Genomic DNA, 13,108 nt, shown 5'->3' with positions numbered 1-13,108 from the left:
GGCCGTCAGGGCGGCCGGCCGCACGGCCGGTCGCCGGGCCCCCGCGTACGGGGTCAGCCGGCGATCGGGTACATGGTTCCCCGGCGCCCCTCCGCCGAGGTCAGCCACTCCAGCTTCTCCGCCGTGTCGGTGGCCGGCAGTGGGGTGTGCAGCACGATCGAGAGGTCGGGCCGGGCCGGTACGCGCAGCTGCGTCGACTCGACGAACAGCGTCCCCACGACCGGGTGCTCGATCTCCTTGCGCATCTGGCCGCCGGGCCGGATGTCCCGCTGGTCCCACAGCACGGCGAACTCGGGGCTGAGCTCGCGCGCTTCCTCGATGACGGCCCGGAACCCCTCGTCCTCGGGCCACTCCGAGCTCGCCGCCCGGTACTGGGCGACCACGTTGCAGGCGTTCTCCTCCCAGCGCGGCGAACGGGCCTTGTAGATGGGGTCGGTGAAGAACGCGATGAGGCAGTTCTGCACGATCTCCGGGCGCATGCCGAGTACGAGCGCGGCAGCGTCGTTGTACAGCACGGTGTTCCAGTACGCGTCCATGATGTGCGCGGGGAACGGCATCCAGGCGTCGATCAGCCGCTTCAGCCCCTGGCACATGTCCCGGTCGGCGGGCGCCACTTCGAGCGCGGGCGGGTTGAGCCCCGCCAGTACGTACAGGTGCCGCCGCTCGGCGCTGGACAGTTTGAGGACCCGGCCCACGGAGTCGAGCACCTGCGGGGACACCGTGATGTCGCGGCCCTGTTCCAGCCACTGGTACCAGGACACCCCGACCCCCGCCAGCACGGCGACCTCCTCCCGGCGCAGGCCCGGCGTGCGGCGGCGGGCTCCGCCGTCGGGCAGGCCCGCCTGCGTGGGGGTGACCCGCGCCCGTCTGCTCATCAGGAACTCGCGCAGCTCGGAACGGCGGTGCTTGTCGATCGGTGTAGCCACTCAATCCCCCTGTCGGCTGCCTGGTGGTGCCACCAACAGGATAAGTTCCCACTCTCCACGGGCATTCCCGGGCCGCGAGGGTGTGGCCATGGCGATCGATTCTCAGACAACGACCACAACGACGAAGACCACAGCAAGGGCGGCAGACCCCGGGACCCCCGCAGGGCTCACCGGCCGGGCCAAGCTGGTCCTCTTCGTGCTCTGCGCCGCCCAGTTCATGGTGGCGCTCGACTTCTCCGTACTGAACGTGGCCCTGCCGGTGCTCGGCAAGGACCTTGGCCTGAGCCGGTCGGCCCTCCAGTGGGCGGTCACCGCCTTCGCGCTGCCTTCCGGCGGCTTCCTCCTCCTCTTCGGCCGCATCGCCGATCTGTACGGCAGGAAGAAGCTGTTCCTGCTCGGCCTCGCCCTCTTCGGCGCCGCCTCGCTGCTGGCCACCCTGGCCTGGGACCCGGCGTCCTTCCTGGCCGGGCGCGCCCTCCAGGGCCTCGGCGCGGCGGTCATCGTGCCGACCGGCATGTCCCTGCTGACCACGACCTTTCCCGAGGGCCCGCTGCGCGACAAGGCCGTCGGCATCTCCGGCACCCTGCTCTCCCTCGGCTTCACCATCGGCATGGTCCTGGGCGGCGTCATGACCGACACCCTCGGCTGGCGCTCCACGATGGGTCTGCTCGCGGTCACCGCCGTGATCGTGCTCACCCTCGCCCCCGGCCTGCTGCCCGAGTCGCGGACCCCCGACCGGCCGCGCCTGGACGTACCCGGCGCCATCACCGTCACCGGCGGTCTGCTCGCCCTCATCTACTCCCTGTCCACGGCCGCCCAGCGCGGATTCGGCGGCGTGGACGTGTGGGGCACGCTCCTCGCCGGCCTGGCCCTGCTCGTCGCCTTCGCCGTGGTCGAGTCGAAGAGCCCGGCCCCGCTGGTCTCGCTGCCGATGCTGAAGCGGCGCACGATCGCCTGGGGGAACATCGGCGGTCTGGTGACCTTCTCGATGATGTCGACGGTCATCTTCGTCCTGACCCTGTACCTCCAGGAGACGCTGGGGCTGTCCTCCTTCCGCACCGGTCTGGTCTTCGGCGTCCAGGGCATCGCCTCCGCCTTCGCCGGCTCGTACGCACCGAAGGTCATCGGCCGCTTCGGCGCCCGGCGCACGCTGACCGGCTCGCTGCTCGGCCAGGGGCTGTTCACCGCCGCGCTGCTCACCGTGGGCGCCGAGTCGGGCGCGCTCGTGGCGACCGTCGCCGTCTCGCTGGCCAGCATGTTCCACCTCGGCGCGATCATCTCGTACGGCCTCACCGTGACGAGCGGCGTGCCCGACACGGAGCAGGGGCTGGCGACCGGCCTGGTCACCACCACGCAGCAGGTCGGTCTCACGATCGGGATCCCGCTGCTCGGTGTCCTCGCCACCACGCAGGCCTCGCTGTTCGGCGGGGTCCGTACGGTCCTGGTGATCGACGCGGCGATCGTGGTCGCGGCGGCGGTCCTGGTGGGCCTCGGCCTGGGCGGCGGCCGTACGCGCAAGGCCTGACCGGGAGCGGCGGCTGCCCGTGCGGCGATCCCTGGGGTCGGGCTGCTCGTACCGGATGATCGGGCGGGACGGTACGGGGCGGGGCGGCTCACGAGGAACCGGAGAGCACCGATGCGACAGCGGATCCCGCTCCTGACCGCCGCCCTGGCGGCGACGGCACTGGCCGCCCTGCCCGGGTGCGGCGGCCCGCCGTCCCTGCGCGGCGCCCCGGCCGCCTCCGCCTCCGCGTCCGCATCCTCCTCCGGGCCGAGCCGGGCCCCTCAGGACTTCTCCCGTCAGGTCGACGTGGGCGGCGGCCGGAGGCTCTGGCTGAGCTGCAAGGGGAGCGGCAGCCCCACGGTCGTCCTGGAATCGGGGCTGCACGATTCCTCCGACACCTGGAACCTCACCGACACCCGCCCGCCCGTCCCCAAGTCACCGGCGGTGTTCCCGGGCGTCGCGGCCTTCGCGAGGGTGTGCACGTACGACCGGCCCGGTACCGTCCGCTACACGAGCCCGCCGGCGCTCACCACCCGCAGCACGCCGCAGAACGGCACGCGCTCCCTCGCCGCCATGGCCGCGGACCTCGACCGGGTGCTGACGGCGGCGCACATGCCCGGACCGTACCTGCTCGTCGGCCACTCCTTCGGCGGAATGATCACCCGTCTGTACGCCCAGCGGCATCCGGAGAGGACGGCCGGCCTCGTCTTCGTCGACGCGTTCGGCACGAACACGAGGCCGTACTTCGGCGCGCAGTGGCCCGCGTACGTGAGGCTGCTCAACAACCCCGGTACGCCCTTCGATGCCGACCCGGGGTTCGAGAAGGCCGACATCGACGGCGCGGTCGGCGAGGTGCGGGCGGCGAAGCCGCTGCCGAAGGTACCGATGGCCGTACTGAGCAAGACGGAGCCCTTCGCGGCCCCGGCCGGGAGTCCGAAGGCCCTCCTCGCACCGCTGGAGCGCGCCTGGCCCGCGGTCCAGCAGGGACTGGTGGAGCTGGGGGAGCAGACCCCGCACCTCCTGGCCACCGGAAGCGACCACTACGTACAGCTGCACGACCCGGACCTGACGATCAGCGCCGTCCGGCTGATCGCGGGCCGGATCCGCGCCGGTCGCTGACCTTCCGGACGCCTCGGCCCGTCACGGCCTCAAACCCGCTTCCACCGGGGAGGGTTCCCCGTGGAGGCGGGCACGGTCACGGGCACCGGCTCCGGGCCGCGCAGGTGCAGGTCGCGGACGGTGGCCGCGGTCTCCCGTTCGAAGTGCTCCCAGGAGATCAGCTGCCGCCAGGCCGGATCCGGCCGCCCCGGCACGGTGGCCCCCCGCGCCGTCCACTCCCGGGCGAGCTGCTCGAACAGCGGGGCGGACACGGCCGCGTGGGCCGGCTGCCGGGGGGTGGGGACGTACGGGGGGCGGTCGCCGTCATCCTCAGCTGCCCGGTGTCGCGCCGGGGTGGCGAGCGTGGAGCGCGTCGTCGTCATGCCTGGGCAAACGATTCGCTGGGCACCGGGGACACGGATGGCCGTGTGCCGGGGCGCGGTGCCTGGTCGGGCCGGCTATTCCTCCTGGTAGGAGTGGCGCTGCTCCGTCCAGGGGTCGGCGATGTTGTGGTACCCGCGCTCCTCCCAGAATCCGCGCCGGTCGGCCGTCATGTACTCGATCGCGCGCAGCCACTTCGGCCCCTTGTAGCCGTAGAGGTGCGGGACGACCAGGCGCAGCGGGAACCCGTGCTCGACGGTGAGGGGCTCGCCGCCGTGGTGGGTGGCCAGGACGGTCCGGTCGGAGGTGAAGTCGCCGAGGCGCAGGTTGGCGCTGTACCCGTACTCCGCCCAGGCCATGACGTGCGTGACCTGCGGGGCCGGGGGAGCGAGCTCCAGGATCGTCCGGGCGGCGACTCCGAAGAACTCGTGGTCCGTCGAGGTCGTACCCGAGGCGCAGTGCAGGTCGGTCTCGATGGTGACGCCGGGCAGCGCCGAGAGCTCGTCGAACGACCAGGCGTACTTGTCGCCCGTGGCGGTGGCGCCGAAGACCTGGAGGGACCAGCGCTCGGGACGGAACTTCGGGACCGGGCCGTAGTGCGATACGGGCCAGCCTTTGGCGAGGCGCTGGCCCGGAGGCAGGGGTGCGGTTCCCACGAGGTCGTCGTCCTGTTCGCCAGAGATTGCCCTTCCCTTCATTATGGCCGGTCGGGCGCATTCGCAATGGCGCGCCGAATCACTTCGAAAGGAAACCGCCGGACTGTGCGGTTTCGGCCCCGGGGGCCGGAAGTCCGTGGTCCCGCCATCGATCGATTTGGCGGTGCGTTCCTCTTGTCTCATCATGTGAACAGACATCAGGTTAGCGCCGCGCTCGCCAACTGTGCGCAACGCCCGCATTGTTGACTGATCAACGGATGAGAGTGGTGTGAGTTCCACCACTCCCCGACGCGTGCGCCGCCTGTCTCCCGGCCATTCCAACTTTCATCTTTCATCTTTCGAGGTAAAGGCAGCATGCCCGTCCAGCAGTTTTCAGACCTCGTGCGTTTCGCCCGCGACCGTTCCCCTTTCTACGCCGAGCTCTACGCGGACCTGCCGTCGCACGTGAGCCGGATCACCGACGTGCCCGTGGTGGACCAGGACGCGTTCTGGGCCGCCAACACCCTGAGCGACAACCGGGTCCTGACCGCCCCCCTCGGGGAAGCGGTCGTGTTCAAGACGGGCGGTACGACCGGCACGCCGCGGTTCTCCTGCTTCACCCGTGAGGAATGGCAGGAGTTCGTCACCGCATTCGGCTCCGGCATGGTCGACGCGGGCCTGCGGCCCGGGCACCGGGTGGCCGACCTCTTCTACGCCGGGGAGCTCTACGCCAGTTTCCTGTTCATCCTGGACTCGCTCGCGCACGCCCCCGTCGCCAACGTCCGCCTGCCGATAGGCGGCGGCGCGCCGCTCGAATCGACGCTCGCCACGATCGAGGACTTCGCCGCCGACGTCGTCGCCGGTACGCCGACCACGCTGTGCCGCCTCGCCGAGCACCTGACCTCGGCCGGCCGTCAACTGCCCGGCGTGGAGTTCCTGTTCTTCGGTGGCGAAGCCCTCTTCGACGATCAGCGCCGCCTCCTCTCGGCGGCCTTCCCGCAGGCCACACCCCGCTCGCTCGGCTACGCCAGCGTCGACGGCGGCCTCCTCGGCCGGCCGGTGCCCGGCGCGGGTGAAGACACGCGTACGCACCGCCCGTTCGCCCCGCACACCCTCGTCGAGATCCTGGACGAGACGACCGGCGAACCGATCCGCGAGCCGGGCCGCCCCGGACGGGTCGTCGTCACCCAGCTCTACCGCCGCCTCATGCCCGTCATCCGCTACCCCGCGGGCGACCGCGCGGAGTGGACCGACACCGAGGGCGGCGCGTTCCGCATCCTCGGCCGGGCCGAGGAAGGCGTACGCGTCGGCCCCGTCTCGCTGTACTGGCAGGACGTCACGAACGCCGTCGCCGAGGCCGACACCGACTGCCGTGTCACCGGCATACAGCTCGTCGTACGCCGCTGGGAGGGGCGCGACGGCCTCGTACTGCGCCTGGCCACCGCCACCGCCCCTGCCACCGCCCCCGGCCAGGACGTGGCCGGGCTGGAGGTCCTGGCCAAGGAGGTCGTGACCGGGCTGAACACCGCCCGGCCCCTCTACCCCGACAGCGTCGCCACCGGATTCGTGCACCCGCTGAGCGTCGAGTGGGTCCGCCACCGCGACCTGGTGGTCAACTCCCGCTCCGGCAAGCTCGTCCGCGTCCTCGACGAGAGGCCGACGGCATGACGACGCCCACCGTGTCCGCCCGCCGACTGCCCCTCGTCCTGCGCAATCGCGCCTTCGGCACCGTATGGCTCGGCCAAGTCCTCACCCAGGCCGCCGTGCGCATGTTCCAGGTGGGCATCTCCTGGTGGCTCATCAGCGACGCCGCCTCCGGTGACGGCGGTTTCGCGGCCGGCCTTTTCATGGCCGTCAGCACGCTGCCCGCCGTGGTCCTGGCCCCGCTCGTCGCCCGCGCCATCGCCCGCTTCGCCCACCGCTCGCTGCTGCGCACCGCGGCCGGGGGAGCGGGAGCCGCCGCCGCTGCGCTGGCCGTGTGGGCCGGCGCGAGCGAGCTCCCGGTCGCCGCCGCGTACGCCGCCGCCCTCGCCCTGGCGACCTGCCAGGCCTTCTTCGACCCCTGCCTGACCACCTCCGTGCCCGAGCTGGTCGACGACGCGGACATCGAGGCCGCGACCGGCTTCGAGCTGTCCACCCAGTCGCTGGCGAGCCTCGGCGGAGCCCTGCTCGGCGCCCTCGTCGTGGACGCGGCCGGGGTGGCCGGCCTCGCCGTCGGCTGCGCCGCCGCCTACGTGACGGCCGCCCTGCTCATCGCGACCGTACGGTTCCGCACCGCGGAACACCCCGCCGCCAATGCCGCCGCCGGCGAGGACCAGGCGCCGCGGCGGACACTGCGTCAGCTGCTGGGCTCCATGCCGTACGTCCGCGGCATCCTGCTCTGCTTCACCGCGGCCAACCTCTTCACCACGGCCGTCTTCGTCGTCATGCCGCTGTACACCGCCTCCGTGCTGCACGGCGACGGCGCCACCGTCGCCCTCCTGGAGGCCTCGCTCGGCGTGGGCACGCTCGTCGGCTCCTTCACCGGCGCCCGGGTGCCCGGCCGGCCCGCCGTGGTCGGCACCGCGTGCCTCGGCGCGATGGCGGCCGCCCTCGCCATTCCCGGTCTGATCGCCGCACGGCCCGCCATCGCCGGGTCCCTGCTGCTGACCGGCTGGTGCGTCGGGGTGATCGGGGTCCGCTTCGTGGCCCTGTTCCAGCGGCTGGTCCCGGCCGCCGACAAGCCGGCGTTCTTCGCCGTCATGCAGGCCGTCCTCGGCGCGACCTTCCCGGTCGCCTCGCTGCTCTTCGGATTCCTCGGCGACCACCTCTCCGCCCAGACGCTCTGCCTGATCCAGGCGGCCGGACTCGTGCCCGCCGCCCTCGCCCTGGCCCTGCTGCCCGGCCACTCCCGCCCGGCGGAGGCACCCGACCCGGCTCCCGCGCCGGAGCCCACCCCCGCAGGAGGCACGCGATGACCGACACGATCGAACAGGCCACCCCGGCCGACATCGCCGATCTCCGCCAGCTCTACTACGCCGTCTACGGCCCGCACTACCCGACCGCCCTCGGCACCGACCCCGCCGAGATGTCCCGGCTGATCCAGGATCCGCACACGCTCTGGCTCGTCGCACGCTGCCCCCGTACCGGCGCCCTCGCCGGATCGGCGGCGGTCCACAGCGAACCCGGCAGCCGCGTCGGCCGCCTCGAAGGGCTCGCCGTCCACCCCGACCAGCGCGGATCCGGGCTCGCCGGGCAGCTGACCGAGGCCGTGTGCGCCGGCACCCTCGACGCCGGGAAGCTCGACTCGGTGTACGCCACCGTCCGTACCGTCAGCGCCGGACCCCAGCGCGTCGTGGCCCGCAACGGCTTCCGCCCGCTCGGGATCCTGCCCAACGCCGTCGATCTCAGCAGCCGCGAAAGCCTCGCACTCTACGCGCGTCACTCGCCCGGGGTGCTGGACCGCCGGGTACCCGTCACCGAGGTCCCCGCCTCCCTGCTGCCCCTGCTGCGTACCGCCGAGGCCAGCCTCGGCATCAGCTACGCGGACGCCCGGCCCGCACCGCCCGTCCCGGTGCCCGCCGGGCCCGCCCCCCGCCGGCTGGAGATGATCGAGGCGCCGGCCTTCGTCCGCCGCCGCTTCCACGAGCACTTCCCCGACACCGGCCGCTGGTTCTACCCGCTGCACACCCCCAACATCCTGCTCACCCCCGACGACGGCGGCTTCGAGGTGTACGCCTACCTCAACCGCACCGGTGGCTACTGCGCCCTGGTCACCGCCCACCCCGACCCGGCGGCCGCCGCCGGCTGGCTGGAGCCGGTCACCCGTACCCTGACCCGCGCCGGCGCGGGCTACGTGGAGGCGCTCGTACCGCTGGAACACCACGCCGCGCTCTCCGCCTTCGCCGCCCAGGGCTTCATCGCCAGTGCCCTGTATCCGGCCATGCGCCGGGACGGGGACGGCTTCCACGACTACGTGGTGATGTCCCGGACCGCCGAGCACATCGATTTCCGCGGGCTGGTCGTCGACCCGCCGCTGCGGCCCTTCCTCGATTCCTACGTGTCGGCCTGGGCGTCGACGCATCTGCCCGTACGTGAGGTTGCTTCATGACCCCTTCCACGCCCCCTTCCACGACTCCTTCCACGACCCCCGCGAAACCCCACCTCGCCCCCGTCGACGTCCCCGACGCCGCCGCCCTCGGCCGGGTGCAGCAGCTCTGCGACCTGACCGCGCCCTACACCTCGGGTCCCGCCGAGGAGGAGCTGTTCACCGCCGCCATGGCGGAGATCAACGACTGGCACCGCGAGCGCTCCCCGTTCTTCCGCAGCCTGTACGACGACGGTGCCCGCCCGGACACCCCGTACCGGGCGCCCCTGGTGCACGCGAACTTCTTCAAGCGCCACGAGGTCCTGTCCATACCCGAGGAAGAGGTCCACCTCCACCTGACCTCCTCCGGGACCACCGGACAGAAGTCGCAGATGTTCTTCGACGAGTGGACCATCCGCTCCGCCCAGCGCATGGTCGCCCGCATCTTCGACCACAACGGCTGGATCACCCCCGACCAGCCGGTCAACTACCTGCTCTACAGCTACGAGCCCGCCCGCGACCTCAACCTGGGCACCTCGTTCACCGACAACTACCTGTGCGACTTCGCCCCGGCCCGGCAGGTCGAGTACGCCCTGCGCAACACCGGAAACGGGCACGAGTTCGACCCGTTCGGCTGCGTCGCCGCGCTGCGCCGCTTCGCCGAGGACGACGTACCCGTCCGCATCCTCGGCTTCCCGGCGTTCCTCTGGTTCACGCTGGAGCGGATGCGGGCCATGGGCCTCCCGCCGCTGGAGCTGCCGGAGGGCTCCCTGATCATCCTCGGCGGCGGCTGGAAGGGCCACACCGACCGGCAGATCGGGAAGCACGAGCTGTACGCCCGCGTCACCGAGCAGCTGGGCGTTCCCTCGGAGCGGATCCGGGACACCTTCGGCTCGGTCGAGCACTGCATCCCGTACATCGAGTGCGCGCACCACAACCTCCACGCGCCCGTCTGGTCCCGCGTCTTCATCCGCTCGACCCGCACCCTCGAACCGCTGCCGTACGGCGAGCGCGGCTACCTGCACCTGGTGTCCCCGTACATCACCTCCGTACCGGCGCAGAGCGTCGTCATGGGCGACCTCGCCTCGCTCCACCCGGGCGAGGAGTGCGGCTGCGAGCTGACCACCCCGTGGTTCACCATCCACGGCCGGGCCGGGGTCAGCCGCAACCGCAGCTGTGCCGTGGCCGCCGCCGAACTGATGAAGGGAATGTCGTGACCGACACCATCAACCTCAACCACCACTACTGGCAGGGCACCTTCATCGGAGACGACGAGGCCGCCCGCCGACTGGCCACCCTGGCCGCCGCCGTCGAGACCGCGCTCGCCGCGCCGCTGGACACCGAGACCGTCCTGGCCGCCTGCGACGCCCTCTCCCGCGCCCTGCGCGACCCCGGCCACCGGGTACGGGAGCGGCTGGCCCCGCACCTGCCCGAGGGCGGTGACGTGGACCGGGAGGAACTCCTGGCCGAACTCGCCGAGTTCCTGGGCCGCTCCTCCCTCACCCGCAAGCTCCGCCGCGAGCTGGGCAGCGCCGCCCCGCAGCGGCTGAACCGCCCCGACGCCAAGGAGACGGTGTACGAGGCCTGGGCGCCCGTCGGCCTCGTCGCCCACATAGCCCCCGGCAACGCGGCCACCGTCGCCCCGCTCAGCCTGATCGAGGGACTCCTCGCCGGCAACGTCAACGTCCTCAAGACCAGCAGCGCCGACACCTTCCTCGCCCAGCACCTCCTCGCCGAACTCGCCGCGCAGGACCCGACCGGGGCCCTCGCCGAGCGCATCATCGTGCTCCGCTTCCCCTCCTCCCGCCAGGACTGGCTGCGCCTGATGTGCGCACCCGCCGACGCCGTCGCGGTCTGGGGCGGCGAGAGCGCCGTCGAGGGCGTCGCCGCCCATGTCCCGGCCGGCTGCCGACTGGTGGAGTGGGGACACAAGATCTCCTTCGCCTACGTCACGCAGGACGCCTGGGCCGACGAGGCGACGGTGACCGCCCTGGCCGAGGACGTCTGCCTCTTCGAGCAGCAGGCCTGCTCCAGCCCCCAGGTCGTCTACCTCGACACCGATGCCGCGGACACCGAGGTCCTGCACGCGTTCGCCGAGCGCCTCGCCGCCGCCCTGGCCGCGCAGCCCGCGCCCGCCGCGTCGGACCGCGACCTCGACCCGGCCGAGTACGCCGAACTGACCACGACCGAGCACCTCGCCCGGCTGGAGGAGCACCTGGGCCTCACCCGCGTCCTGGCCGCCCCCGACGGCACCTGGCGCGTCATGGCCGACACCCGCCCGGCCCTCACCGCCTCACCGCTGCACCGCAGCGTCTGGGTCAAGCCGCTGCCCCGCAAGGACCTCATCGCCGCGCTGCGCCCCATGCGCCGCTACCTCCAGACGGCCGGCATCGCGGGCAGCCGCACCGACATCGCCGAGCTCTCCGCCCTGGTACTGGCGGCCGGGGCCACCCGCGTCACCCCCGTCGGGGCCATGACCGCGGGCTACGCGGGTGAACCGCACGACGGCGTCTACGCCCTCCAGCGCTACAGCCGCCGCGTCGCCGTCCAGGCCGACGCGCGCTTCGCCGCCACCGCCTGCCTCGACGACCTCGCCCGGCCGGCCGTCTTCGCGCCGCCCACCGGGCCGCTGCTGGACAAGGCCGCCGTCCAGGACCTCAACCGCGGGGTCGACCGCGGCGATGCCGAGCTGTACTTCCGCAGCGGCGGCAGTACCGGTACGCCCGCCCTGTCGCTGTTCACGTACGAGGACTACGACACGCAGATGCACGCCGCCGCCCGCGGCCTCCTCGCCGCCGGCTACGACCCGGCCCGGGACCGTACGGCCAACCTCTTCTACTGCGGCGGCATGTACGGCGGGTTCATCAGCTTCTTCTCCATCCTGGAGCGGCTCGGCGGCGTCCAGATGCCGATGGCGGCCGGCTCCGACCACCGCGCCACCGCGGAGATGATCGTCGCGTACGAGGTGGACACGCTGTTCGGCATGCCCTCGTACCTCTGGCAGCTCCTGCACGAGGAGGCGGAGCTGCTGCTCTCGTACGGAGGCCTCCGCAAGATCTACTACGGCGGGGAGCACTTCACCGAGGAGCAGCGCAGGACGCTGACCGAGACGTTCGGCATCGAGGTCATCCACTCCATCACCTACGGCAGCACGGACCTCGGCCCGCTCGGCTACCAGTGCACCGAGAGCGGCGGCAGCGTTCACCACCTCCACGCCGACCTGCACACGTTGGAGATCGTCGATGCCGACGAGGACCGGCCCGTGGCCCCGGGGGAGACCGGCCGGCTCGTCTTCACCACCCGCGCCCGGCGCGGCCAGCACCTCGACCGGTACGTGATCGGAGACCTCGGGCGCGCGCTGCCCGGGCGCTGCCCGTGCGGCAGCCACGCGCCGCGTTTCGAGCTGCTGGGCCGGCTGGGCGAGGTGATGCGGGTGGCGACGTACTTCCTCAACTACCGGCGTTTCGTGGCCATCGCCGGGGAGCACCTGGGGTACGGCGGTGAGCTCCAGGCCGTCCTGACGGCCGGGGCGGCCCGCGAGGGCCTCACCGTACGGCTGGAGAGCGCCCATGCCCCGGATCCGGAGCGGGCGCGGGAGGCGTTCCTGGCCGCGTACCCGGAACTGCGGTCGGCGGTGGGCGAGAAGCTGCTCGACTTCGCGGTCGAGGTGGTGGACGGAGCCGATCTGGACCGTGCGGTGACCAGCGGGAAGCTGCTGGCGGTGGTGGACCGCAGGCGGTAGCCCCGGCCGGTCCTAGCCGTCGGCGGGGGCAGGGGCAGGGGCAGGGGCTGGGGCGGGGGCGTGGGCGGTGAAGGCGCCCGTCCGCGCCGCCGCGGCCGCGGCGCGGGCGGCGCGGCGCGGGAGCGCGGGGTCCGGTGCGCTCCGGAGCAACAGGAGCTCGTGGTAGAGCGGGGCCGTCGCGGTGACGAGCACGGCGCGCGGGTCGGTGCCCGCGGGAGCCTCACCCCGGGCCACCGCCCGCAGGACGACCGGCGCCGAACGTGCGTGGCGGTCGTCCCAGAAGCGGCTCAGGGCCCGGGCGGCGTCGTCGAACCGGAAGGACGCCGTGATCAGGACCGTCGTCAGGGTCGGGCCGTCGGCGAGGGCGTCGAACACTTCCTGGTTCAGGGCCACGAGATCCTCCTCCAGCGAGCCCGTGTCCGGCGGGCTCCAGGAGTCGTCCGCCGCGGAGTCGAGCAGATCGGCGAGCAGCCCGCCCACATCCCGCCACCTGCGGTAGACGGTCGTGCGGTGGACGCCCGCGCGGCCCGCGACCGCGTCCACGGTGAGGCTGTCGCAGCCGTCCTCGACCAGCAGCTCCCCGACCGCCGCGAGCACTTGGCCGCGGACGCGGGCGGCGCGGCCGCCGGTGCGCCTGCGGACGGCCGGTTCAGGAAGATCGCTTGCGGAGGAAGGAGAGTCCATGTCAGGATCTTAACGCAACCTACGTCGCTTTAAGGAGTGGTTCCGATGGTCCACATCAGCGCGCACACCACG

11 protein-coding genes are annotated in these 13,108 nt (G+C 72.6%); 7 read left to right on the top strand and 4 right to left on the bottom strand.

Annotated features, from left to right (window positions below; genetic code table 11):
* Positions 1–53: 53 nt before the first annotated feature.
* Positions 54–875 (bottom strand): helix-turn-helix transcriptional regulator, encoded by an 822-nt coding sequence (locus OG509_RS04370; protein ID WP_406187457.1) that lies wholly within the window; start codon positions 873–875, stop codon positions 54–56.
* Between the two features lie 139 nt (positions 876–1,014).
* Here OG509_RS04370 and OG509_RS04365 point away from each other — a divergent pair, with 139 nt between their 5' ends.
* Positions 1,015–2,451, top strand: a complete 1,437-nt coding sequence (locus OG509_RS04365) for an MFS transporter (protein WP_406180265.1) — start codon at positions 1,015–1,017, stop codon at positions 2,449–2,451.
* A 111-nt stretch (positions 2,452–2,562) separates the two neighbouring features.
* Positions 2,563–3,549, top strand: coding sequence for an alpha/beta fold hydrolase (locus OG509_RS04360; protein ID WP_406180264.1), 987 nt, complete (start codon positions 2,563–2,565; stop codon positions 3,547–3,549).
* A 29-nt stretch (positions 3,550–3,578) separates the two neighbouring features.
* Here OG509_RS04360 and OG509_RS04355 read toward each other — a convergent pair whose 3' ends face one another.
* Both OG509_RS04355 and OG509_RS04350 read right to left on the bottom strand, forming a co-directional pair.
* Positions 3,579–3,911, bottom strand: coding sequence for a hypothetical protein (locus tag OG509_RS04355; RefSeq protein ID WP_406180262.1), 333 nt, complete (start codon positions 3,909–3,911; stop codon positions 3,579–3,581).
* A 75-nt stretch (positions 3,912–3,986) separates the two neighbouring features.
* A complete protein-coding gene (locus OG509_RS04350; RefSeq protein ID WP_406180260.1) occupies positions 3,987–4,607 on the bottom strand; it encodes a molybdopterin-dependent oxidoreductase in 621 nt (206 codons plus the stop codon).
* A gap of 312 nt (positions 4,608–4,919) precedes the next feature.
* Between OG509_RS04350 and OG509_RS04345 the strand changes: the two genes are divergently transcribed.
* The 5 genes from OG509_RS04345 to OG509_RS04325 are packed head-to-tail and all read left to right on the top strand — an operon-like array spanning position 4,920 to position 12,352.
* Positions 4,920–6,212 (top strand): phenylacetate--CoA ligase family protein, encoded by a 1,293-nt coding sequence (locus OG509_RS04345; RefSeq protein WP_406180258.1) that lies wholly within the window; start codon positions 4,920–4,922, stop codon positions 6,210–6,212.
* Positions 6,209–7,501 carry an MFS transporter gene (locus tag OG509_RS04340; protein ID WP_406180256.1) on the top strand — a complete coding sequence of 431 codons (1,293 nt, stop codon included), beginning with the start codon at positions 6,209–6,211 and terminating at the stop codon, positions 7,499–7,501. The genes OG509_RS04345 and OG509_RS04340 overlap by 4 nt, the downstream gene beginning before the upstream one ends.
* Positions 7,498–8,634 carry a GNAT family N-acetyltransferase gene (locus OG509_RS04335; RefSeq protein WP_406180254.1) on the top strand — a complete coding sequence of 379 codons (1,137 nt, stop codon included), beginning with the start codon at positions 7,498–7,500 and terminating at the stop codon, positions 8,632–8,634. Before OG509_RS04340 ends, OG509_RS04335 begins: the two co-directional genes overlap by 4 nt.
* Positions 8,631–9,827 (top strand): acyl-protein synthase, encoded by a 1,197-nt coding sequence (locus tag OG509_RS04330; protein WP_406180252.1) that lies wholly within the window; start codon positions 8,631–8,633, stop codon positions 9,825–9,827. Before OG509_RS04335 ends, OG509_RS04330 begins: the two co-directional genes overlap by 4 nt.
* Positions 9,824–12,352, top strand: coding sequence for an aldehyde dehydrogenase family protein (locus OG509_RS04325; RefSeq protein WP_406180251.1), 2,529 nt, complete (start codon positions 9,824–9,826; stop codon positions 12,350–12,352). The genes OG509_RS04330 and OG509_RS04325 overlap by 4 nt, the downstream gene beginning before the upstream one ends.
* Positions 12,353–12,364: 12 nt before the next feature.
* On the opposite strand, the gene OG509_RS04320 is transcribed toward OG509_RS04325, so the two are convergent.
* Complete coding sequence (locus OG509_RS04320) at positions 12,365–13,036, bottom strand: TetR/AcrR family transcriptional regulator C-terminal ligand-binding domain-containing protein (protein WP_406180249.1); 672 nt, start codon at positions 13,034–13,036, stop codon at positions 12,365–12,367.
* Between the last annotated feature and the right edge of the window lie 72 nt (positions 13,037–13,108).

This window comes from Streptomyces sp. NBC_01006 (assembly GCF_045162725.1).
Classification (GTDB): domain Bacteria; phylum Actinomycetota; class Actinomycetes; order Streptomycetales; family Streptomycetaceae; genus Streptomyces.
The sequence above is the reverse complement of the archived record's forward strand: the minus strand, read 5'-3'. Positions and strand labels throughout refer to the sequence as shown.